Source organism: Anaerocolumna cellulosilytica (genome assembly GCF_014218335.1).
Lineage (GTDB): Bacteria > Bacillota > Clostridia > Lachnospirales > Lachnospiraceae > Anaerocolumna > Anaerocolumna cellulosilytica.
Genome location: NZ_AP023367.1, coordinates 1,079,131 through 1,103,681 on the forward strand (window position 1 = coordinate 1,079,131; position 24,551 = coordinate 1,103,681).

Annotated in this window: 17 protein-coding genes; 16 read left to right on the forward strand and 1 reads right to left on the reverse strand. The window is 33.2% G+C overall.

From position 1 onward, the window contains the following. Nucleotides 1–129: 129 nt before the first annotated feature. From thrC to acsn021_RS04765, 6 genes are all read left to right on the forward strand, one after another. Nucleotides 130–1,614 carry a threonine synthase gene (gene thrC, locus acsn021_RS04740; RefSeq protein ID WP_184090433.1) on the forward strand — a complete coding sequence of 495 codons (1,485 nt, stop codon included), beginning with the start codon at nt 130–132 and terminating at the stop codon, nt 1,612–1,614. A 620-nt stretch (nt 1,615–2,234) separates the two neighbouring features. Beyond that, nucleotides 2,235–4,679: an Ig-like domain-containing protein gene (locus acsn021_RS04745; RefSeq protein WP_184090436.1), complete on the forward strand. Its 2,445-nt coding sequence runs from the start codon at nt 2,235–2,237 to the stop codon at nt 4,677–4,679. Nucleotides 4,680–4,835: 156 nt separating this feature from the next. Then, nucleotides 4,836–7,778, forward strand: a complete 2,943-nt coding sequence (locus acsn021_RS04750) for a bifunctional glycosyltransferase/CDP-glycerol:glycerophosphate glycerophosphotransferase (protein WP_184090439.1) — start codon at nt 4,836–4,838, stop codon at nt 7,776–7,778. Continuing rightward, complete coding sequence (locus tag acsn021_RS04755; RefSeq protein ID WP_184090442.1) at nt 7,778–10,006, forward strand: polysaccharide pyruvyl transferase family protein; 2,229 nt, start codon at nt 7,778–7,780, stop codon at nt 10,004–10,006. Before acsn021_RS04750 ends, acsn021_RS04755 begins: the two co-directional genes overlap by 1 nt. Nucleotides 10,007–10,089: 83 nt before the next feature. Continuing rightward, nucleotides 10,090–10,866, forward strand: a complete 777-nt coding sequence (locus acsn021_RS04760; RefSeq protein ID WP_184090445.1) for an ABC transporter permease — start codon at nt 10,090–10,092, stop codon at nt 10,864–10,866. A gap of 55 nt (nt 10,867–10,921) precedes the next feature. Continuing rightward, nucleotides 10,922–11,659 carry an ABC transporter ATP-binding protein gene (locus acsn021_RS04765; protein WP_184090448.1) on the forward strand — a complete coding sequence of 246 codons (738 nt, stop codon included), beginning with the start codon at nt 10,922–10,924 and terminating at the stop codon, nt 11,657–11,659. A 209-nt stretch (nt 11,660–11,868) separates the two neighbouring features. On the opposite strand, the gene acsn021_RS04770 is transcribed toward acsn021_RS04765, so the two are convergent. Then, on the reverse strand, nt 11,869–13,698 hold the full coding sequence (locus acsn021_RS04770) for an O-antigen ligase family protein (RefSeq protein ID WP_184090451.1): 1,830 nt from the start codon (nt 13,696–13,698) through the stop codon (nt 11,869–11,871). 405 nt (nt 13,699–14,103) lie between these two features. Between acsn021_RS04770 and acsn021_RS04775 the strand changes: the two genes are divergently transcribed. The 10 genes from acsn021_RS04775 to acsn021_RS04820 all read left to right on the forward strand — a co-directional run bounded on the left by acsn021_RS04775 (nt 14,104) and on the right by acsn021_RS04820 (nt 24,550). After that, entirely contained in the window at nt 14,104–15,831 is a 1,728-nt protein-coding gene (locus acsn021_RS04775) for an AIPR family protein (RefSeq protein ID WP_184090454.1), read from the forward strand. Nucleotides 15,832–16,184: 353 nt separating this feature from the next. Beyond that, on the forward strand, nt 16,185–16,814 hold the full coding sequence (locus acsn021_RS04780; RefSeq protein WP_184090457.1) for a sugar transferase: 630 nt from the start codon (nt 16,185–16,187) through the stop codon (nt 16,812–16,814). Beyond that, nucleotides 16,783–17,571: an NAD-dependent epimerase/dehydratase family protein gene (locus acsn021_RS04785; RefSeq protein WP_184090460.1), complete on the forward strand. Its 789-nt coding sequence runs from the start codon at nt 16,783–16,785 to the stop codon at nt 17,569–17,571. Before acsn021_RS04780 ends, acsn021_RS04785 begins: the two co-directional genes overlap by 32 nt. A 23-nt stretch (nt 17,572–17,594) precedes the next feature. After that, nucleotides 17,595–18,335 (forward strand): glycosyltransferase family 2 protein, encoded by a 741-nt coding sequence (locus acsn021_RS04790; protein ID WP_184090464.1) that lies wholly within the window; start codon nt 17,595–17,597, stop codon nt 18,333–18,335. A 20-nt stretch (nt 18,336–18,355) separates the two neighbouring features. Then, nucleotides 18,356–19,258, forward strand: coding sequence for a glycosyltransferase family 2 protein (locus tag acsn021_RS04795; protein ID WP_184090466.1), 903 nt, complete (start codon nt 18,356–18,358; stop codon nt 19,256–19,258). 169 nt (nt 19,259–19,427) lie between these two features. Beyond that, a complete protein-coding gene (rfbA, locus tag acsn021_RS04800) occupies nt 19,428–20,306 on the forward strand; it encodes a glucose-1-phosphate thymidylyltransferase RfbA (protein ID WP_184090469.1) in 879 nt (292 codons plus the stop codon). A 19-nt stretch (nt 20,307–20,325) separates the two neighbouring features. After that, nucleotides 20,326–20,877, forward strand: a complete 552-nt coding sequence (gene rfbC, locus acsn021_RS04805) for a dTDP-4-dehydrorhamnose 3,5-epimerase (protein ID WP_184090472.1) — start codon at nt 20,326–20,328, stop codon at nt 20,875–20,877. A 19-nt stretch (nt 20,878–20,896) separates the two neighbouring features. Beyond that, nucleotides 20,897–21,916: a dTDP-glucose 4,6-dehydratase gene (gene rfbB, locus acsn021_RS04810; RefSeq protein ID WP_184090475.1), complete on the forward strand. Its 1,020-nt coding sequence runs from the start codon at nt 20,897–20,899 to the stop codon at nt 21,914–21,916. Nucleotides 21,917–22,004: 88 nt separating this feature from the next. Next, on the forward strand, nt 22,005–23,330 hold the full coding sequence (locus acsn021_RS04815) for an ABC transporter permease (RefSeq protein WP_243167766.1): 1,326 nt from the start codon (nt 22,005–22,007) through the stop codon (nt 23,328–23,330). 26 nt (nt 23,331–23,356) lie between these two features. Then, on the forward strand, nt 23,357–24,550 hold the full coding sequence (locus acsn021_RS04820; protein ID WP_184090478.1) for an ABC transporter ATP-binding protein: 1,194 nt from the start codon (nt 23,357–23,359) through the stop codon (nt 24,548–24,550). Nucleotide 24,551 lies beyond the last annotated feature (1 nt).

Sequence of the window (24,551 nt, forward strand, 5' to 3'; positions counted from 1 at the left end):
GTCTCTTTTATTTACATCGGAATCTTTTCGCAAGGTATTGTACTAAAGAGTGAAACGTGATATAATACATAAAATTTAAGCAAATATATTCATAAATTTAAATAAAAAAACATAAAGGAATGAGCGCATATGAATCTGATGTATCGAAGTACCCGCAGTCACAGTGAACCTATGACAGCTTCCCAGGCGATTTTAAAAGGTTTGGCAGAGGATGGAGGATTATTTGTTCCCCAGTCTATACCAGAACTTAAGATACCTTTAGAACAATTAGGGAAATTAACATATCAGGAAACTGCCTATGAAGTTATGAAGCTGTTTTTTACAGATTTTACAGAAGAAGAATTAAAAAAATGTATTAACAGTGCCTATGATGATAAATTTGATACCAGTGAGATAGCTCCTATTACAAATGCAGATGGAGCTTTCTATCTGGAACTATTCCATGGTTCAACCATAGCCTTTAAGGACATGGCACTATCAATTCTCCCTCATCTTCTTACAACGGCTGCAAAGAAAAATCAGGTTACTGATGAAATCGTAATATTAACGGCAACTTCCGGAGATACAGGAAAGGCAGCGCTTGCGGGATTTGCTGATGTGGACGGAACTAAAATCATTGTATTCTATCCTAAAGATGGTGTCAGCCCCATTCAGGAAAAACAAATGGTGACACAAAAAGGGGAGAACACGTTTGTAATTGGTATCAAAGGAAACTTTGATGACGCACAAAATGGTGTAAAGGCTATATTTGGTAATAAAGAACTGGCAGTTACTTTAAAAGGAAAAGGTTATCAGTTCTCATCAGCCAATTCAATCAATATAGGGCGTTTGGTACCGCAGATTGTATATTATGTGTATGCATACGGGAAATTATGCGAAAAAGGTGAACTTCAACCGGGAGAGAAGATAAACGTTGTTGTACCGACCGGCAACTTTGGTAATATACTTGCAGCTTTCTATGCAAAAAACATGGGTTTACCAATTGATAAATTGATTTGCGCTTCCAATGACAATAAAGTATTATTTGATTTCTTCCAGTCAGGAGCCTATGACAGAAACAGAGAATTTATTTTAACAACCTCACCTTCTATGGACATTCTTATCTCAAGTAATTTAGAAAGATTGATATATAAAATAGCAGGTGATGATGCGGACAAAACTTTAGAACTTATGAAAGCTCTATCTACAGACGGTAAATATATTATAACGGATGGTATGAAAGAGAATATGAAAGATTTTCTCGGCGGGTATGCTACAGAACAGGAGACTGCTAAGACCATAAAACAGCTTTATGACAAAACCGGTTATGTAATTGACACACATACAGCAGTAGCCGCAGCGGTATATAATAAGTATCAAACCGAAAGTAAAGACACAACAAAGACAGTGATAGCTTCCACGGCCAGTCCTTATAAATTTACAAGAAGCGTTATGGAAGCAATTGATAATAAATATGACAGTATGACAGACTTTGAGTTAGTGGATGAACTAAGTACACTTTCAGGTACGGCAGTACCTCCTGCTATAGAAGAAATCCGCCAGGCAGAAGTACTCCATGAAAAAGTATGTGATGCTGATAAAATGCAGTTGATGGTAGAAGAAATTCTAGGCTAATACGAAGTGGATTTCCTTGGATAAGATAACACCTGTTCGCAAGATGAATCAGTAATGTAGGCTGATAACTTACGAACGGGTGTTTTTTTTGCCGGAATACATTTAAAGGTAAGTCTTAAAATATTAACACAATTGTTACAAAAAAATATACGGAATATGACAAATCCATGACATAAAATTGACACAAAGAAAGAGCATTATATAGTCAAGTCAGACAGAGCAGAGAACACAATATAATAAGTTCACTTAAAGTTTGACCTTGTATAATCTATTCCATACAGATATAACATACAAACAGGGTGTAATCTTAACTGATGTATCTGGTAGAAAAAACCAAATTTTTGACTGTTGACTGAAACTTCAAAAGTGGCGGGAATGTGTCAAAAATAAGGCAGAAACCGAGGAATACACTGGGTTTAAAAGGTTATAAAAAAAGTAAAATAATAGATAAAAGGACTTGACCTTTTGTTTGATTATTGTTATAATCAATTTGTTATTGGAATGATTATATTTGAAAGTGTCTGCTGGATTGGTTTGTCCAATGAGACAAAGAATAACAGCATAAGACATAAAAAATATAATACCAAACCAAACCTATATTTTAAGGAGGAAGAAAGAATATGAAGAAAAATTTCTTTAAAAAGAAATTAGCTTCCGGTCTTGCATTAGCATTAGTAGTTGCAAGTTTAGCTCCAGCAGGATTATCTGCTTCAGCTGCAACAGCAACTAAAGTTGTTAAACAGGGCGGCGGCAAAGCACCAACTGTTATGTACGTTGGTGGAGCTAAAGTTGATTACAGCTTAAGCAAAGTTTATAAGAGCAACAAATATGCGTGGACAGTAAGTGATTCATCCATCGCTACAATCACTAAAACTACAGGTGTTGTTACAGCAAAAGCTCCTGGAACAGTAACTATCAAAGCTACTGCTAGAAATTCATCCGGAAAATGGCTTAACGCTTTCACACACAAAATCACTATCAAACAACGTGTAACAAGCATTGATATCAACGCAGAAGATTTCTCTTTAGCAGTTGGTGAAGAAAAAGATTTAGATGCAGTTAAAAATCCTAAGACTTCAACTGACTCTGTAAGATACGCTTCCAGCGATGAAAAAGTAGCAACTGTTAACGCAACAACTGGTGTTGTTAAAGCGGTTGGTGTTGGTGAAGCTACAATCACTGTTTACTCCAAAGCTGCTTGGAATACTCCTAACACAAGCACTTACAACAGAACTGATTCTGTTAAAGTAACTGTACTTGATGGTATCCAGGCTGTTAAACAGACTACAAAGACTAAATTAGAAGTAACTTTAGCAACTGACGCTAAGGAAAAATTAACGAAAGATAATCTTGTTATCACTGACGCTAACGGCGTTAAACAGGTTATCAAAGAAGTTAAATTCTCCGATGACGGAAAAACTGCTACGGTAGAAACTTACTTAGAATTCGTTGACAAAGCTACATACAAAGTATCTTATGCAGATACTGAAAAAGAATTTGTAGCAAGCGTAGGTAAAGTAGCATCTATCGTAATTGAACCTAAAACAGTTGAATACCAGAAAGAAACTGCTTTATCAATCAAATTATTTGATGCTAACGGTGTTGATGTAACTACAGCTGATGAATTACGTAACGTAACTTTCGATTATGATGCTGCAAAAGCTTATATCGGAGCTATTGAAGATGGTAAATACAAAATCAATGTATATACTTTCCCTTCATCTGTTAGCGTAAAAGCTGTTTACCATACTTATGACTATACTGATTTAACTGAAAAAGTATTTGAAAGTACTGCAGTCATCAATTCTGTAGAAGAAATCAAAAACACAGCTACTAATGTTCAGTATACATTAACTTCTGGAAAAGCTGATTGGACAAAAGTAAATACTACTATTCCTGCAGATGCAACTGGATATAGATTATTTATGAAAGCAAAAGATCAGGCTAACGCAGATTTAACTGAAAAAGATTTCACTTTTGAATCTTCTGATCCTACTGTATTAGGTGTTTCTAAGACAGACGATGGTGTGTACGTATATGCTATCAAATCTGGTGTTGCACATATCAAAGTAACTTACGGAAATACAACTCAGTTACTTAAAGTAACAGTTGGAGCAGAAGCAAAAGCAGCTACAATTACTGCAAGTAAGACTAGCGCTGTATTATACAACTCATTTAGTGATGAAGTTACTATTGATGTTACTGTAAAAGATCAGTATGGAAACAAAATTACTTCAGATAAGTTAGTATCTGTTAGTGATATTAGTAACGATATCATAGTTGATAATAGCGTAGCTGGTAAAGTAACATTTACATTACCTAAGGGTGCAGGAAAAAATGCTAGCTATACTTATAGATTAACATATTTAGACAGAGTTACATCTGTGACTATCAGAACTGTTGCAGTTACTGATTTAAATGAAACATCAGTAAGAGTTGAATCTAATGTTAACACTGTAGATGTTGTTATGAATGATGATGTTAAGTCTGACAAAAAAGTTGAATTCAAAGCTTTCGCTTATAACTCAAAAGGTGAAAAAGTTAGAGAATTAGCTTTAAGTGATTCTGACTTTGTTGTTAAAAAAGGAAATGATACAATCGCAAATGCTATTGTAACTGACGGAACTGTTGCAAGCTTTGGAGCATTGAAACTTAATGGAAATACTACTGTAAGCCAGGCAGCTGTTGGCGTATACGTTGTAGAATACACAGGTACTATCATTCCTAAGCCTGGAACAACTAAGACAGATACTAAGAGAGTGACTTTCACTGTTACTAACTCACAGATAAAACCTACAGTTAAACAGGAAAAGACAGTTTCTACAGCTTCTACTTTAGATGCTTTAATTAAAGAAGCATTTAAAGCATCCGGAGATAAAGAAATCGTTGGATTTAAGGTTGTTGTTAACAAAACAGAGTATACTGAAACAAGTGATCTTAAATCTGTTTCTTTAACAAAAGGTGTATCTGTATTAGTAAAATCTATAAAGGTTGCTGAAGACTTTACTAATGGTACTGTAATACATTCTGTAGATGTTAATAAGACAGTATTAATTACTGAATAATTTAATCATCTAAAAAACTAACCACCTAAGGTGGTTAGTTTTTTTTGTCTATAATTCAACACACTCCTTAAGAATCCTTAATAATTATTGCATTATCCTCCTTTGTATGTTAAAATCCATCTTAGTGGAAAGTTAACTCTTAGGAGGATTTTTATAATGAGTGATATAAAGGTTAGTATCATTGTTCCAGTTTATAATGTTGAAAAATACCTAGTAAATTGTATGGAAAGTATGGTCAATCAAACCTTACAAGAAATCGAGATTATAACAGTTAATGATGGTAGCCCTGATAATAGTATTAAGATACTGGAAAAATATGAACAGAAATACCCGGGAAAGGTCAGAGTATATACAACTGAGAACCGGGGGGTTAGTCATGCCCGTAATTACGGCATAGACCGCGCTCAGGGTGACTACATCATGTTTGTGGACAGTGATGATTATATAGAGCTTAATATGGCCGAGAAACTATATAAAAAGGCTATAACAGACAATAATGATTTAGTTATGTGTGCCAGATGTAATGTGTATGAAGTAGAGGGTAAGACAGAACTAAAGAAAAAAGCAATAAAGATATTTTCTATGAATCAAAACTTTAAGATGATTGACAGAAAATTTGAATATGTACATGCTTCCCCCTTTCCATGGGACAAGCTTTTTAAACGTTCTCTATTAGATGATATACGTTTTCCGGAAGGAATTCGATTTGAAGATTTAGTAGTGGCTTTTGGTGCCTTGGCAAAGGCTGAAAGTATAGGTGTTGTGCCGGAACCGTTGTATTATTATCGGAAGACAACACAGGTAGGCTTCTTAAATAGCTTTTCGGAAGCAACAAAGGATATAGTAAAAGCGTTTGCTTTATTGTTTGATTATATGAAGCGTCATGATTTATTCGACGAGTTTAAAGAAGAATTGGAATATATATGTGTAAGGCATTTCTTCTATCGTTATGAATCTTTCTATGCGGATGAGAAAAAAGGTCAGTTAAAATTAAAAATAGATATTATTAATGCTACCCAGGATTTCTTAGAGGATTATATCCCGGGGTGGTCTAGTAATCATTACTTAAAATATGTAACAAGTGCATCTCTTAAGAAACATATGAAGTATTATGTAAATCGTAATAAAGCAATTCAATATGTAACCTATCGGGAAAAGGTACCTGGCAGAGTGTACCGGTTATTTTTGAAAATAAGTGGTAAATGGGATAAAGTATCTCGTAAATGGAAAAAATTTAAAAAGAGCAAGAAAAAAGCTGCGGTTATTAAACGTAATATAAAAAAATCTAAAGTATATAAGCTATTTCACTTACCGTCAGATATGAAATACTCAAAGTACTATGATAGCCTACAGGTGAATGAGAAGGTTATCTTATTCGAATCCAAGCATGGAGAGGATTTAGCTGGTAATATCTTTAATATGATATATGAAACTGCCAGAGACAAATATCGTGATTACCGTATATGCCTTGTAATGAAAAAAGACCTAATAGAAACCTATAGCAAGCAGTTAAGCAACTATGGTATAAATCACGTTCATTTTATAGAATTACACACCGATGAATATTTAAGAACCTTGGCTTTGGCAAAGTACTTAGTTACAGATACCAGTTTTCCTCCCTATTTTATTAAGAAACCAAATCAAGTATACTTAAATACTTGGCATGGTACGCCTCTTAAAGCCATGGGACGTATTGTACCGGACAGAGAATATGCACTTGGTAATGTCCAGAGAAACTTTTATATAGCAGACTATCTATTATATCAGAATGAATTTTCTAAAAAGGTATTTTTTGATGACTATATGCTAAATGAAGTATACAAAGGTAAAGTGCTACTATCCGGTTATCCGAGAAACTCTTCCTTTTATCGTACGGATAGAAGAGATAAAATACGCACAGAGTGTGGATTAACAGAGAAACAGGTATTAGTTTATATGCCGACCTGGAGAGGATTGCTTCATAAGAAGCAGAATAAGGAGCAGGTAGAGAAAATTTTTAGCTACCTTGCACATTTAGACCATAAATTAAGAGATGACCAGGTATTATTTGTAAAGTTACATCCCTTTGTAAAACGGAGTATTAATTATTCAGAATTAATTCATGTTAAGGAATTTCCAAGTGAATACGAGACCTATGACTTCTTAAATGCAAGTGACTTACTGATTACTGATTACTCTAGTATTATGTTCGACTATGCATGTTCAAAGAAGAAGATTATTCTGTTCACTTACGATAGAGCAGAATATCTTGGTGACAGAGGTATTTACATTGATTTGGATGAGATGGATTTGCCTAAGGTTGAAACCGTAGATGATTTAGTTAAAGAAATAAACAATCCAGATTATGATTATCCAAAGTTCTATAAACGATTTTGCAGCTATGATTCTGCAGAGACTGCTAAAAATGTATGTGACATGGTATTCTTGCAAGAAGATACAAAACTACAGGTAGTGGATTACAGTAAGAATCAGGAATCCAATGTCCTTATTTATACCAAAGCGCTTAAAAATAACGAAGAAGATTTGAAGTTCATCGAAGGCTTAAATAATAGAAAAGATAAAGAAAAAAATCTTTTTCTACATTTTAAAGCTGGAGCAATGAAAAAGACTTCAAGAAACTTAAGCCTGCTTAATCAAGAGATAGGCTATATACCAATATCCCCTGGAAGAAATTATACATTTTCAGAATATATTGCTTTTATCCTAACATTCCGTTTTGGGATTAAGAATAGTTATACAAAGAATAAGATTAACACTTTGGCAGAACGTGAGACCGCCAAATATTATGGGAATACTGCGTTTGATTATGTTATAAATTATTCAGGCATGGATTTAATGCTTATTCATGTTTTTGATGCCATAGATGCTAAAAAGATATTTTATTTTCATGACTTTAATGAAAAGAAATATAATTCATCTAAAATTTATAAAAAGAATATACAGTATGCAATAACGCATCTGTCACAATATACACTGGTTATAGTACCATCTTCGATGGAGAAGTTAGCTGAGATAAAGCAGCTAAGAGAAAAAGTGAAAATTATTACAATTGATGAGAAACCGGTTAGTATTGATACCATTCTAAAGGAGGTTATATAGTGAAGGCTGGAGTTGTAACATTTCATAACGCCCACAACTTTGGAGCAAGTCTTCAAACCTGGGCTTTGCAGAGAGTTTTAAAGAATAATAAAATAGAAGCCTCAGTTATTCATTATCATCCAAGCATCATTGATGACCTATATAATCCTCTAAAAGGGAAAGAAGGGTTTGCTAAAAGTATTGCTAAATTTAAGCTACGACGTAAAAACCCTAGAAGCCTGGAAAGATATAATAACTACACTGGTTTTATCCATAAACAGTTCGATCTTCTGGGTGACTTTACCACCTATGAAGAATTGGAAGCTGCCAATCTTAACTTAGATGCTTATATAGTTGGCAGTGACCAGGTGTGGAACAGTGAGCATATCGGTGGTTTTGATCCAGCTTTCTTTCTTGACTTTGTGAAAGATAAGGAAGCTGTCAAGATTTCTTATGCAGCAAGTATTGGTAAGGATTATGTTCTTCCCATATACCATGATAAGATAAGAAACAGTTTAAAGAGTTTTACATCCATATCCGTTAGAGAAAAGAGTGCGAAGAAAGCTATTGGTAACTTAACAGATAAATCGGTTGATGTTGTTTTAGATCCAACTCTTTTACTCCCCAGAGAAGATTATGATGCAATTAAGACAATGCCAAATATCAGAGAAAAATATATCTTTGTATATATGATGGAACACAATCCGGATGTAATCGCATTTGCCAACAGAGTATCAACTGCTACAGGTCTGCCAATTATTCAAAGAAGACCAAACAAGCTCTTTAAAAATGAAATCGGAAGCTGTTACACCTCAGCGCCTGGAGATTTCCTGGGACTTATCGAGAAGGCGGAATATGTTATAACAAATTCCTTTCATGGTACAGTATTTTCAATTATTTACGAAACCCCGTTTGTATCCATGCTCCACTCCAATACCGGAAGTAGAACCATAGACCTATTAAAAGCTTTGAATCTGGAATCACATCTCTTGTATAAGAAGGAAGAATTTAAAGATTTCTCCCAGTTTGCCATAGAGAACCCAGAGAAACTGCGAAAGAGAATCCTTGAATTAAGACAAAGCTCTTTAGTCTTTTTAATGGATGCCCTAGGAGAAAATGCAAGGAATACAAAAGTAGCCTGTCCGACTAATATTACAAAGATGGAATGCTATGGCTGCTTTGCATGTAAAGAAATCTGCCCGACAAAGGCTATCACAATGGCTGCCGATGCAGAAGGTTTTAAATATCCTGTCGTTGACGAAGAAAAATGTATTGATTGTGGTGCCTGTAGTAAAGCGTGTATTCGCAAATCCAATCAATTGCTGGAATTTAAAGAAGAATATCCTAAAGTATACTCTGTAATGAATAAATCAGAGGAGGTTCGGTTAAAGAGTTCTTCCGGTGCTATTTTTCCAGAACTGGCCAGATATGTAATCGAAGAGAAAAAAGGTTATGTAGTTGGTGTAAAATACGATAAGGATATGAGGGTGGTGTCTTCCATAGCACATAATATGGAGGATGTAAAAGCATTCTATGGTTCTAAATATGTAAAGAGTGATTTTGATGGCATTTTTCCAAGAATAAAACAACTTTTAATTGATAAGGAGACAGTTCTATATTCAGGCTTACCCTGTGAATGTGCTGCCTTACGCTCTTATTTAAGAAAAGAATATGAAAATTTAGTAATTTGTGAAATTTTATGTCATGCTTCGCCTTCACCAAAAGTGTATGAGCAATATATTGATTACTTAAATAACAAATATAAATCGAAAGTAGTTAAATTAACCTTCCGTAATAAGAATTCAGGTTGGCTAATTCATAAAGCAACCATGGTAATTGAGTTTGCAAATGGTAAAGTTTTAAATGTGAATGCGAGAAAAAATAATTATTTCCGTGCTTTCTTAAATGATTATATTTCAAGACCTAGCTGTAGCATCTGTGCATATACCTATCGTAACCGGGTAGGTGATGTTACCCTTGGCGACTTCTGGGGAATTAAAGATATTGACCCGTCAATGTTTGATGATAAAGGTGTCAGCTTGTTATTAGTCAATAATGAAAGAGGAAGTAAGATCTGGGAAGCGGTAAAAGAAAACTTCACATACAAAAATAGTAACATGACGGCTGCATTTAAGAAAAATCATAGTAAACCCAGCCGTTATAAATTGGAGCGCATGGAATTGTTTTCAAAATTGGATAAAAAGCCAATCGATGATTTATTGTATAGTTATAATGATTTGAGAAAATAACTGAAATATTATAGGCTGCTGGAAATATTTAACATAAAATTAGGTGCAGCAGCCTGTGATAATCGAAAGGTGCAGGTGTTAATTTGAAGAAATATTGGAATAATTTTAAAAAATACCGATTTTTACTAGGTGAACTAGTGAAAAAAGGTATTACTTTAAGATATAGAAGATCCTATCTAGGTATTCTCTGGACTCTGATTGAGCCTTTGCTTACTATGATAGTATTGACTGTTGTTTTTGGTACCTTATTTGGTAATGAGGATAAGCAATTCCCGGTATATATTCTATCCGGTAGACTTTTATATTCTTTCTTTTCCAACAGTACCAAAGTTGCTATGAAATCCATTCGTATGAACAGCAGCATGATTAAAAAGGTATATGTACCGAAATATATGTACCCATTAGCCAGTATTTTAACTGACTATATTATATTTATGATATCACTAATCATCTTGGTTGCAGTTGGAGTTGTATTACAAGTTAAGCCTACTTTTTATTTGTTTCAGGTAATCATACCATTGGCAGTACTGCCAATTATGTGCTATGGTATCGGTTTGATATTGGCAACCTTGTCCGTGTTCTTTAGAGATTTAGAATACATTTGGTCAGTAGCACTTATGATGGTAATGTACACATCTGCAATCTTTTATAAACCAGCTAAAATTATCAAAGGTGGTTACGGCTGGCTTTTAGAAATAAATCCTCTGTATTCTGTAGTTGTAAATTTTAGAAATTCCATTTTTGGAGCTCCATTAGATCAGCGAGCATTAGCCTTATCATTGGTATATAGTGTTGGATTTTTGGCAATTGGAGCATTTATGTTCTATAAGAAGCAGGATCAGTTTATATTGCACGTGTAATTGCACATAAAGAACTTGCTTACAGAATAACAGTGAAGAATAAAGGAGGCATACTATGAAAAAGACAGCAGTAGATGTAAGTCATGTCAGTATGCGGTTTAACTTAGCATCACAAAAGGTTGACAACTTAAAGGAATACTTTATTAAATTAATCAGAAGAGAATTAAAATATAAAGAGTTTTGGGCTTTACAGGATGTAAGCTTACGCATAGATCAGGGAGACCGTGTTGGGATTCTGGGGTTAAATGGAGCAGGTAAGAGTACCTTACTAAAAATAATTGCAGGCGTTTTAAAGCCTACCGAAGGTTCAGTAACGGTAAAGGGGAGGATAGCACCATTGTTGGAGCTTGGTGCAGGTTTTGAAAAAGAATATACCGGTGCAGAAAATATATATTTGTATGGTGCTGTATTAGGGTATCCAAGAGAATTCATTGCCGAGAAATACAATGAAATTATTGAATTCTCAGAATTGGGGAAGTTTATTGATGTACCCTTAAAGAATTATTCCTCCGGTATGAAATCAAGACTTGGTTTTTCTATTGCTACGATTGTTGAACCAGATGTATTAATACTTGATGAGGTTCTTGCAGTAGGTGATGCAAAGTTTAAGAAAAAATGTGAAGCTAAAATCCAATCCATGTTTGATAAAGGGGTTACTGTATTATTTGTATCCCATTCCCTGGCACAGGTTCAAAAAATCTGTAATAAAGCTATTCTGCTAGAAAAGGGAAAGGTGATAGCACAAGGCGGAATTGAAGAAGTCAGTGCTATCTATGAAGAGAAGACTAAGTAAAGCGGTTGTAAAACGAGATTTATATATAGTTGCAAAACATAATTACCTATAGTATTCTTATCGTCAATTGTGGAACGTGTCTACTTAAACCCTCTAATCCTATTGTATCGCAATCGCCTATAATATCTTTATAATAAAACAGAAGCCACAGCAATAATCATATGCTGTGACTTCTGTTTTATATCTATAAATCAAATTGAATCTATCAGTTAATTATTAGTTTTGCTAAGTTTTAATCTGTAATTAATAGCAATGCCTATTCCTATTAGAACCCAAAATACAGGTGCAACTGTAATTGAAGAGTCATTGGAAAGACCGGTTATCATATAACCAATGGTTCCAAGAAAGGTGGAAACACCAACGATGGAAAGATAAGAATCAAACGTTCCATTCTTATAGATACGGATACTGCTTATAAAGTACATTATGTAAAAGACTAAGAATGCCAACAAGGACACAACACCTGTCTGTACACCTATCTGTAGATATAGGTTATGAGGTCTGGTTAAAAGCTGTCCGCCAAAACCGTAATTTGCCTTCTGCACATAATCCTGCTGAGGAAAAGCCATCATATAGGTTTCAGCACCGGAACCTAAGAGGATGCGATCCTTTAATAAAGGAATCGTACGTGACCAGATATAACCTCTACCGGTTGCCAAGGATTCGTAACCCGAAAATACTGCCGAATCAGCAGCAACAATTTTATCGAATTTACCTACAGCATTCAAGTAATAATAAGTGCTATCGTTTTCAAGTTGATTGGTGAATACCCATTCAGTTCCTTCAATGGATACATCTAAACAAACTATATCATTATAGGTGACAATCGACATCTCAATACCTGCAAAGCGTTCATCCTCCATGGTATATTTTCCATTCTCATTCGTGGAAAAGGGCAGTGAATTCATATCTTTATCCATAGGGAGAAGTATAATACCATTAGAGTCAACAAACAGATTAAGCTTTAAATCATTTCCCTTATAGGTTATAGTCAGATCTTCTTCCGTTTTAATCGATGTAATGGATGGTGTTGCTTGGTTTAAGTTAAATACAGATTGGACTTTTTCTGTAATGGTTGTAAATTTAACACCTATTAATACTACGATGCATACTGCTCCGATTCCGGCAATAGGAAAAATAATCTTCTTGTATTTAAATATGTACTTTCGAAAGAAGAAAATGAAAAATAGTATCGCAACAAATAATGCAATCATACCTGTTTCAGACCCAGATCTGATTAGCGATATCCCCATACCTAATAGGCCAAGAATGTAACAAATTTTCTTTTTACCTTCTTTCTCTGTCAGTAGAAGTCCTAAGAGAATAGGGATAATAAGTGCCGTGTAGCTGCCCACATAGTTCGGATTATAAAAGGTTAAATAAACTCGTCCGGGTTCAAAGGAAAGGGTGAATTTATCAAGATAATCCCAATATTCCCTTCCAAGGTATATTCTTTTTCCAATATCACTAACAATAGGATCAAGGTTAATTGCTTGTAGAAGTCCTAATAAACTAAAAGCAAGCACACTGTATAACAGGTATTTTAAGATAAATCTGACGTCCTCTTCTGTCTGAATGAAAAGATAGGCATAGTATACAATCAGACAGTAGCCTAGGAGGGCGAATACAGATTCAAACTGCTCATAAACACCTTTATAGCCAAAAGATGAATATTTTGAGAATAAGGTAGAAAGTAAAGCCATAATACCATATAAAAAGACGGGGATTAAAGCAGGTATTACAGATAACGTTATCTTTTCCTTCACGATTTTATAAATAAGGCATACTAACATTACTGTACAGGCAATCAATAGAAAGACCTGTTTGTAAAATAAGAAGATATCCACCTTTGTGTCATCCTCTGCAAACCATGCGAACTGTCCTAAATTTGTACTGAATTGGTAGGAACGCATAATAAAAGGCAGGATGGCACTTATAAACACTAAGGGTAATAAAAATATTTTATTGCTGCCTGAGGATTCTAAACGATTGTTTCCACCGGTTTGTCTCAAGGTTGAGGAAGTAATTGTTCCTTTCATAAGTTTCTCCTTTTTGTTTTTTAACTTAACTCCTATCAGTGTGCTTTGGCACACGTAGAAATCAAGATGTTGAAAACCTGAACTTGGTTTTTCAACTTAACTCCTATCAGTGTGCTTTGGCACACGTAGAAATCAAGATGTTGAAAACCTGAACTTGGTTTTTTAACTTAACTCCTATCAGTGTGCTTTGGCACACGTAGAAATCAAGATGTTGAAAACCTGATCTTGGTTTTTCAACTTACTCCTTCATATTTTAATACGTTAGAGGGGGATTTACAAGCAAAATAAGCAAATATAAGGAATTCTTAAACTTATTTATAGTTTGGAAAGGAAGCATACCGAGGGGGATATTTTCCTTGACTGGAATATATTGTGATGGTTATAATATAAGCAGAACGTCAATAAATGAAACGGACAAAATCTTTAAATACCAAAAGGCAGGTGAAAATAATGGATATAGCAAAGCAGATTATTGATCAAAGAGTAAATAAAATTCTAGAAGATAATAAAGAACTATTTACAGAGGGAGATGTGGAAAAAAAGAGGTCGAAGGCTTTTTTACTATTAGGGGTAGCCGCTTATCTGGACATTGATATTGCGGAAGCGGCTCAATTCATTACAGATGGAGGCAGTGATGGTGGATTTGATGCTGCCTATATTGTAGAAAATCAAGATTCCCAATTGACTGTGGTTTTATTCCAGTCAAAATATTCACGTAAACTGGAGAACGACAGTAACTTCCCTGCCAATGCTATAGAAAAAGCAGTCAATACTGTAAGGTGCGTGTTTGATCCTGGGGCACGTATTGAATTGAATCCAAAGAGCAAAGAAAAGGTTGATGAAGTTCGTTCCTTTATTTTAGATGGTCAGATTCCCTATGTGACGTTTGTAATGCTTAATAATGGACTAAGCTGGAACATGGAGGGAGAAAATCATATTAGCAATGCTTTTGCTGGACAGGAGCAGGTTCAATTTGTACACTTTAATCATAAGAATATTATTCAATATATAAACCGAACCACCTCAATTAACACTCAGTTCACGTTAAGTGGCAAAGCAATACAGGAAAACTTTAATTATAAACGAGTTATTCTGGGGCGTATTTCTATCATGGAAATCTATGAATTAATGGAAAAGTATGGTGATGGTTTATTAGAAAAAAACATACGACGCTATTTGGGTAAAAATTCAGTGAACGATGGAATTGTTCAAACTTTGCTAGATGAGGAAAAGCGACAGAACTTTTTTTTCTTCAATAATGGGGTCACTATGATATGTGAAAAGTTCAGCTATAATGGCTTGCAAGAAAAGGATTGGATTGTTAAAATTAACAAGCTCCAGATTATTAATGGAGGACAAACCTGCAAGACGATTCATCAAACTGTAAAGGAGAATTCAGAGGTTGACTTTTCACAAGTATATTTATTGGTTCGTCTTTATGAGGTAAATGATGATGAGGGCATCATTCAGGACATCACATATGCAACTAACAGTCAGAATCCTGTAGATTTTAGAGACTTGAAATCAAATGATGATAGGCAGGTGCTACTAGAAAAGGGAACAGAGGCACTGGGCTTTATCTATAAGAGAAAAAGAGACAATGCATCAAATACCAATGTGATTCCTTCCACCGTAGCTGCTGAGGCAGTTTTAGCTGTATGGCGCGAACAGCCACACCTGGCAAAATACAAAAGAAATGAATTTTTTGATAAATATTACCTAGAAATCTTCGATAATTTAAATGCAGCCCAAATGATACTGTCAGTTTTGATATTCCGCTATTGTGACAATAACAGGAAACGTTTTAGTGATAGTGAAGAAGTACAGACACATCGCCCATTCAGTCAGCACTTTCTGGCATATATGATTGGAAAGCAGCTTTTGCACCATTTTGATATTGATTTAAACCGAGTAACGCATGCCAATTTTAATGAGCTTAAGGATTATTTTGAGCAAAATAAAGAAGAGCTTTATAGCAAGGCAGAGAACCAAATGACACATATATTAAAGGACTATTTTAATTACAATATGCTTAGTGACATTGATGGGCGAACCATGGCAGCAGCATTTCGTCGGTTTGATATTTTGGTTCGGTATTTAAAGAATAAAATATGGTGGGAAACAAATATGTAAATTGATTCTTAAATTACTGAGAAATAAAAGTATTTATATCGAACAAGATAAGTCTCCATATGAAAAAGAGTAATTTCTTTTTCATATGGAGACTTTTTAAAGTGATGTTTAAGATACATTCTCTATTTTGATGTGGAATAGTAAAATAGTTAAGCATAATACAGGTTGACAGGCATATGTTAGATAATGTGAGAATAAACTATTTTCAACACCTAAGAGCAGTATTGGGATGAGGTTTTACAAGGTAAAATAGTATATAAACTGTAAAATAATGTATTGTCATAAAAAGCTTGTATTCATATGGTTTATTCTTTATAATAGAAAATATCATAGAAAAATGGGGAATTGTGCTTATGTACATAAATAAAATAAAGAGGTTGATTGATTTAATACTGTCTTTTCTGGCTATGATTTTATTGTCATGGTTATTTTTGATTACAATAGCAACCATTAAGCTGACATCAAAAGGGCCTGCATTCTTTTTTCAAAAAAGAATCGGCAAGGATAAGAAAGAATTTAATATTATAAAGTTTCGTACGATGAAGATAGATACTCCTAAAAATACGCCAACTCATCTGCTGGAGAGCCCAGAGAAGTACATAACTAGTGTTGGTAAATTACTTCGAAAAACCAGTCTGGATGAACTACCTCAATTGATAAATATTATAAAAGGGGACATGTCTATCGTCGGTCCAAGACCTGCCCTGTGGAATCAATATGATTTAATTGCAGAGAGAGATAAATATGGTGCGAATAACGTAAGGCCAGGCTTAACAGGTTGGGCGCAGGTAAACGGCAGAGATGAGATTCCCATTGAGATAAAAGCAAAGCTAGATGGAGATTATATTAAGAGGATGGGCTTTATCTTTGATATAAAATGTATGTTTAAAACTGTAAGCTGTGTTATAAAACGTGAAGGTGTAAAAGAAGGACTGCAAGAGGGAATTCGTTATGAAGAAGGTTCTGGTGATTGGTGCCAATAGTTATATTGGTAAGAAATTTAATGAATATGTAAGAAATAGCAAAGTGCTGGAATTGCAAGTGGATATGGTAACTGCCTCTGATGGAGGATGGAGAAAAGTTGATTTTTCTAGTTATGATTCTATATTGCATCTTGCAGCGATTGTACATAAAAAAGAAAAGAAGCAAATCTGGCCTTTATACGATGAGATTAATCATAAACTGGCAGTTGAAGTAGCAAAGAAAGCAAAAGAGAATCAGGTGGGGCAGTTTATATTTTTAAGCACCGCAGCCGTATTCGGGAATAGGACAAGTTGTATTACTAAGGATACGATACCTGACCCTGTTACTTATTATGGGAAGTCAAAGCTTGCAGCTGAAAATGATATTGTGAAACTAAAAGATAAGAATTTTAAGGTCGCTATTGTGCGCCCTCCTATGGTGTATGGGGAAGGCTGCAAGGGGAATTATGCTAGACTTGAGAAGTTGGCTAGGTTTACACCTATATTTCCAGATTACCATAATAAAAGAAGTGTAATACATATCGAGAAGTTGATTAGGTATTTGAATCATATAATCAAGCAAGAAAAAGAAGGATACTTTTATCCTCAGGATAAGAAGTATCTTAATACATGTAAAGAGATATATAATATTAGAAAAAAAATAAAAAAGAAAACATTACTGATTAAAACGCCTATAATACTTATTACTTCTTTAATTAACCATGTAGATATTGTTAATAAGATGCTTGGAAATATGTATTATGATGAATCTTTGTAATTGTAAAAAGGTGGACGAAAATTATGTCAGGACCGGAAGTTTCAATTATTATACCGGCGTATAATAGCGCAAAATATATAAATAAAGCCATATATTCAGCTTTGGCTCAATCCATTGAAAAAGAAATAATAATAATTGATGATAACTCGCAAGATGATTTAGTATCAAAATTAAAAGATTATGATTTTGCAAAGGATACCATAAAATATATAAAAAATCAAGTAAATGTAGGAGTCGCAGAAGCAAGAAATATTGGAGTTGATGCATCCACCGGAAAATATATTGCTTTTCTTGATGCAGATGATTGGTGGATTGATACGAAACTAAAGAGGCAATTGGAATTGATTTCTTTAAAAAAAGCAGCGTTTTCTTATACCGCTAGAGAAATATTCAATGATAATGGGACTAGTACTGGTAAGATAGTATGCACGAAAGAAGAGATTACATATAAAAGCTTATTATACCACAATTGTGTAGCATGTTCATCAGTACTATTAAAAAGAGACATTGCATTAAGATATCCTATGAAATCAAGTGATGTACATGAAGACTATTTGACTTGGCTTCGAATTTTAAAAGACGGTAATTCAGCGTATGGATTAAATGAGCCATTATTATGCTATCGTCTTAGTAAGAACGGTAAATCAAGGAATAAAGTAAAATCAGCAAAAATGACTTTTGGGGTGCACAGGAAATTAGGGAGGAATTGTGGTGAAGCGTTTTTTTATACAGCATCTCATCTATTACACAATATTTTTAGATAAAAACAGTTTAAGGAGTAGTTATGAAAAAAGTGCAAGTGCTTTTATCAACATATAATGGAGAAGCATACATTAAAGAACAACTAGATAGCATATTAGCACAAGATTATCCTAATATTAGTATATTAATTCGAGATGACGGTTCAAAAGATAATACCAGTATTATATTAGACGAATACTGTAATAGGTACGCTAATATAACTTTTTATAAAGGATCTAATATAGGCTGTTGGCAAAGTTTCATGGATTTGGTTCAGAATAGTGATGCGTCTGCTAGCTATTTTGCATTTTGTGATCAAGACGATGTTTGGAAGCCGGGCAAAATAAGTGCTGCAATAAAAATTCTGGAAGGTATGAATCAAACAGTTCCACTACTATACTGTAGCAGATATGAAGCGGTTGGTATTAATTTAGAGAAAATAAAAGTTACAATACATAATATAAATTTTAGACCTTCTTATGGAAATGCAATTATCCAAAATATCTGTACAGGTTGTACGGCCGTTATTAACAGAATTGCAGTTGAAATATCAAAAGAAAAAACACCTAATTTTATGGTACAACATGATTGGTGGTATTATCTTATAGCCTCTTGTTTTGGAGAAGTATATTACGATGAAAATTCCTATATTTTATATAGACAACATGGTAGTAATGAAGTAGGTGCCAGAACTACTCGAATTGAACAGTTTAAATATCGTCTAAAGACATATCGAAAGAGAAGAGGGAATATTTATAAACAGTTATTAGAATTTAAAAGGTTATATTCTTTAAATGCTGATAGAAAAGAGTTATTGGATTTAGTATTGCAGACTAGGAATAGTTTTAAAAGCAGGGTTAAAATGATAATGAACAAGAATATCTACCGTCAGAGGTTATCAGATGATTTGATATATAAATTTATAATTCTAATTGGAGATGCTTAATCAAAAGTATGGATATGGTTTAAATAATTAACAAAATAAGAATGATTATGAAGAATTTGTATAAATCAAACAATACAATTTAAGAAGAAAACTTAAATTATATTTTGTAAACCTTAATACAGTGTGATATAATTTTGACTATGTGTAAATACAGATGAAGGAGTTATTTATGAAAGGTATAATATTAGCTGGTGGGTCTGGAACAAGACTTTACCCATTGACAATGGTTACATCAAAGCAATTACTTCCTATTTATGATAAGCCAATGGTTTATTACCCATTATCAACATTGATGTTGGCAGGAATAAGGGATATATTAATTATATCTACACCTCAGGACTTACCTAATTTTATCAAATTATTAGGAGATGGTTCTAATTATGGCATAAATTTGTCATATGCTGAACAGCCTTCACCAGACGGATTGGCTCAGGCATTTTTGATAGGTGAAGAATTTATTAATGGTGATTCTTGTGCTATGGTTCTTGGGGATAATATTTTTTATGGAAATGGTTTAACAAAGCATCTAAAAGAAGCAGCAGGTAAAAAAGAAGGTGCTACTGTTTTTGGATATTATGTTGAAGACCCTGAACGTTTTGGTATTGTTGAATTCGATGAGAATGGAAAGGCAATATCATTGGAAGAAAAACCCCAAAATCCAAAATCTAATTATTGTGTCACAGGGCTCTATTTTTATGATAGTAGAGTTTGTGAATTCGCGAAAAAAGTAAGGCCATCAGATAGAGGAGAACTAGAAATAACAGACCTTAATAAGATGTATTTGGAGGATGGAACTCTTAATGTTGTTACATTAGGAAGAGGCTATGCTTGGTTGGATACCGGAACCATGGATGCTCTAAGTGAAGCAGCAGAATTTGTAAAAGTAATAGAAAAGAGACAAGGAATTCAGATAGCTGCAATTGAAGAAATAGCATACAAAAATGGCTGGATATCAAAAGAGAAACTTATAGAGTCTGCAAATCTTTATGGCAAATCGATTTATGGTAGTCATCTTAAGCAGGTTGCAGATGGCAAAATAATGTATTAGTTAGAGGAGCTAACAGAGGATGAATATAATCAAGACAGAATTATTAGATGTTTACATATTAGAGCCAAAGGTTTTGGGAGACTCAAGAGGCTGGTTTATGGAAAGCTGGTCTAAAAAAACTATGGAGGAAGTTGGGTTAAACTATGAATTCGTTCAAGATAACCATTCATTTTCAGCGCAAAAAGGAACATTAAGAGGTTTACACTATCAGAAAGGTGATGCGGCACAAGCAAAACTAGTTCGCTGTGCAAAAGGGGCTGTATTAGATGTAGCAGTTGATATGAGAGAAGGTTCACCGACTTATAAAAAATGGATTGCGGTTGAGTTAACAAAAGAAAATGGTAGACAGCTTCTTATTCCAAGAGGATTTTTACATGGGTTTTTAACATTGACTGATGATGTGGAATTTCTATATAAGGCTGATAATTACTATGATTTAAACGCTGATAGAAATATTATTTGGAATGAAAAAGAACTCAATATTAATTGGGGAATTGATAATCCAATCGTATCTGATCGGGATGCAAAAGCACCACATTTAAGTGATAGTGACATTTATTTTAAATATTAATTTGTAAAGGAGTTATTTCATGAAAATATTAGTGACTGGTGGAGCAGGATTTATAGGCGGTAATTTCGTACATTATATGTTAGAAAAATATTCAGAATATCAAATACTGTGTTTGGACAAATTAACTTATGCAGGAAATATTGAAACTTTGGAACCTGCTCTAAAGAAGAGCAATTTTACATTTGTAAAAGCTGATATAGCGGATAGAGATGTTATATATGAGATATTTGAACAACACCAACCTGATATGGTTGTTAACTTTGCAGCAGAAAGTCATGTAGACCGTTCAATAACTGATCCGGGTATATTTTTACAAACTAATGTAATAGGAACAGGAGTTTTGTTGGATGCTTGTAAAAAATATGGTATAAAAAGATATCATCAGGTTTCAACGGATGAAGTATATGGAGATTTACCATTAGACAGACAAGATTTATTTTTTACAGAAGAAACTTCAATACATACCTCCAGCCCATATTCAGCATCAAAGGCATCAGCTGATTTATTGGTACAGGCTTATTATAGGACATTTAAACTTCCTATAACTATTTCTAGATGCTCAAATAACTACGGTCCATTTCATTTCCCTGAAAAGTTGATTCCATTAATGATTGCAAATGCTCTTAATGATAAACAACTTCCTGTATATGGTAAAGGTGAGAACGTAAGAGATTGGCTTTATGTTGAAGATCATTGTATTGCTATAGATTTGATTATTCATAATGGAAAAGTTGGAGAGGTCTATAATATTGGTGGGCATAATGAAAGAACCAATCTCCAGGTTGTTAAGACAATTATAAAGGAATTAGGTAAAAGTGAAGAATTGATTCACTATGTTACTGATAGACCGGGACATGACATGCGATATGCTATAGATCCTACTAAGATAAAGAATGAACTTGGATGGGAACCAACCACCTCATTTGATGAAGGCATAAAGAGAACAATTAGTTGGTATCTCAATAACAAGTCTTGGTGGGAAAATATTATTAGTGGTGAATATAAGAATTATTACGAAAAGATGTATGGAAATAGATAATTTCCAATAGAGGTGTAATATGCTCAATTTATATAAAAAATACAGGTCATTTTTGCTAAGAGTAATTGTATATCTAGGCATTTTTACAATGTTTACTTTATTATATTATTACTTGTTTGAATACTATTCCAGTAGATACGAAATAAAGATTAATATAGAACAGGATAATCAAACAGAATATCAAATTTTTTATAGTTCAGAACAAGGTAATAGTGAATTCAGTGAAGATTATTCCTATAAATATGTTTCGGATAAAAATAATGTTTTACATGAAATAAGCACCTATATAGTAATGGGAAATATAACAAAAATTAGGGTTGATTTTGGATATCTGAATAATAGTATTTTTAAACTTGAGAGCATTGTATTAGAAAATGTATTTGGGAACAAAAGTTATAGTGCGCATGATATAGTTAATGGAGGCGAACACATTATTTATAATAATGTAGAAATACTAGATGAACAGAATGGTCTATTGAGTTTTACTACAACAGGAATTGATCCTTACATTATTATAAAAGATATAAATATAAAAAATACAAATTACTTAATACTTAGTTTATCTATTATCATAGCACTAATAAGCACATTTGTATTTTATAAATTTGTTAAGTTAAAAGTAATATATAATTTATTTAAGGACTTTTTCACAAATCGAAAACTAATTATATCACTCGCTGCTAACGATTTCAAAACGAAGTATGCAGGTTCTTACTTCGGAATTATATGGGCTTTTGTTCAACCATTATGTACCATTCTCATGTTCTGGTTTGTATTTCAAATTGGTTTTAAATCAAAGCCAGTTGAAGATGTGCCATTTGTTTTGTGGTTAGCTTGTGGTCTTATCCCTTGGTTCTTCTTTTCAGATGCTTGGGGGAGTGCGACCAATTCTTTTATTGACTACAGTTATCTTGTTAAAAAAGTAGTGTTTAAGATTAATATTTTACCTATAGTAAAAGTTTTATCTTCGTTGGTTGTACATATTGTATTTGTGATGTTTCTTTTTTTAATGTTTTTTATATACAGGATTTATCCAACTATTTATATGCTTCAAATTATTTATTATATTTTTTGTATGTGTGTATTGATAATTGGTTTATCGTTAATTACATCAACACTTATTATATTCTTTAAAGATTTAGGTCAATTAATGAATATAATTTTACAATTTGGAATGTGGCTTACGCCCATTATGTGGAATACGGATGTGATACCTTTAAATTTTGTTTGGGTTTTCAAATTAAATCCAATGTATTATATAGTACAAGGATTTAGAGATAGTATGTTAACTAATATAATGTTCTATCAAAATGTCAGACAGACATTATACTTCTGGTGCATTACTTTAATAATATTGCTAGTAGGTTCGTTATTATTTGCAAAATTGAAGTCTCATTTTGCAGATGTTTTATAATATAGTGGTTAAGGAAGATAAAATTTATGAATGAAGTTGTAATTAGTGTCAAAAATCTAACTAAAACGTATAAAATATATGATAAACCTATTGATCGATTGAAAGAAGCGATTTCTCCTATCAAAAGGTCCTATAGCAAAGAGTTTAATGCCTTAAACGATGTATCGTTTGATGTTTGTAAAGGTGATATCTTAGGTATCTTAGGAAAAAATGGGTCCGGAAAATCAACACTATTAAAGATAATAACAGGTGTATTAAACGCTACAGCAGGGGATATAATTAAAAAGGGTAAAATATCCTCCATTCTTGAATTAGGTGCAGGATTTAATATGGAATATACCGGTATAGAAAATATATTTCTTAACGGTACTATATTAGGATATAGTGACGTTGAAATTAAAAATAAAGTCAATGACATAGTTAATTTTGCCGCAATAGGAGACTTTATTAATCAGCCTGTCAAGACATATTCTAGCGGTATGTTTGCACGGCTTGCATTTTCAGTCGCTATAAATGTTGATCCCGATATTTTAATAGTTGATGAGGCATTAGCAGTTGGTGATTTAGATTTCCAACTTAAGTGTATGGACAAGTTCAATGAATTAAGAGATTTAGGAAAAACTATTCTTTATGTATCACATGATATAAATAGTATAAAGAGATATTGTAATAGATGTATATGGTTAAGAGATGGAAGGTTAGAAAGTGTAGGCGGGACAGTAACAGTATGTGATAAATACTTAGATTATCTAAAAAGAAAAGAAATTGAAGAAAATTCGAATGGTTATGTTATATCATCAGATATCGGTGAAATAAATAATATAGAGTTATTAAATAGTAAATACGAAAAAATCCAATCAATTAATTTCGGAGAGGAAATTAATATAAAACTTAATTTCTCTATATACAAGGAAATTAAGAATATTGTTATTGGAATTGCCATTATGTCTATTGATAATAAATATATATGCGGTTTAAATACTTTATTAGACAATTTCGATGTAGAATACAAAATAGGAATGAACTCAATATTTCTGCATTATAAAAACGTAAATTTACTTGGTGGATCATATTACTTTGATGCAGCTATTTATGAAAGAAATGCTCAGGTACCTATAGAGTATAGAGGGAAAATGAAAGAATTTTTTGTTAATACTCCTTATGTGGGCGAGGGAATTTTTGTTTTAGAACATAATTGGAGTATGGGAAGAGAGGTTTAAC

Coding starts and splice junctions, on each gene's coding strand:
- thrC (WP_184090433.1), top strand. CDS start 130: ATGAATCTGATGTATCGAAGTACCCGCAGTCACAGTGAACCTATGACA.
- acsn021_RS04745 (WP_184090436.1), top strand. CDS start 2,235: ATGAAGAAAAATTTCTTTAAAAAGAAATTAGCTTCCGGTCTTGCATTA.
- acsn021_RS04750 (WP_184090439.1), top strand. CDS start 4,836: ATGAGTGATATAAAGGTTAGTATCATTGTTCCAGTTTATAATGTTGAA.
- acsn021_RS04765 (WP_184090448.1), top strand. CDS start 10,922: ATGAAAAAGACAGCAGTAGATGTAAGTCATGTCAGTATGCGGTTTAAC.
- acsn021_RS04770 (WP_184090451.1), bottom strand. CDS start 13,698: ATGAAAGGAACAATTACTTCCTCAACCTTGAGACAAACCGGTGGAAAC.
- acsn021_RS04775 (WP_184090454.1), top strand. CDS start 14,104: ATGAAACGGACAAAATCTTTAAATACCAAAAGGCAGGTGAAAATAATG.
- acsn021_RS04780 (WP_184090457.1), top strand. CDS start 16,185: ATGTACATAAATAAAATAAAGAGGTTGATTGATTTAATACTGTCTTTT.
- acsn021_RS04785 (WP_184090460.1), top strand. CDS start 16,783: ATGAAGAAGGTTCTGGTGATTGGTGCCAATAGTTATATTGGTAAGAAA.
- acsn021_RS04790 (WP_184090464.1), top strand. CDS start 17,595: ATGTCAGGACCGGAAGTTTCAATTATTATACCGGCGTATAATAGCGCA.
- acsn021_RS04795 (WP_184090466.1), top strand. CDS start 18,356: ATGAAAAAAGTGCAAGTGCTTTTATCAACATATAATGGAGAAGCATAC.
- rfbA (WP_184090469.1), top strand. CDS start 19,428: ATGAAAGGTATAATATTAGCTGGTGGGTCTGGAACAAGACTTTACCCA.
- rfbC (WP_184090472.1), top strand. CDS start 20,326: ATGAATATAATCAAGACAGAATTATTAGATGTTTACATATTAGAGCCA.
- rfbB (WP_184090475.1), top strand. CDS start 20,897: ATGAAAATATTAGTGACTGGTGGAGCAGGATTTATAGGCGGTAATTTC.
- acsn021_RS04815 (WP_243167766.1), top strand. CDS start 22,005: ATGTTTACTTTATTATATTATTACTTGTTTGAATACTATTCCAGTAGA.
- acsn021_RS04820 (WP_184090478.1), top strand. CDS start 23,357: ATGAATGAAGTTGTAATTAGTGTCAAAAATCTAACTAAAACGTATAAA.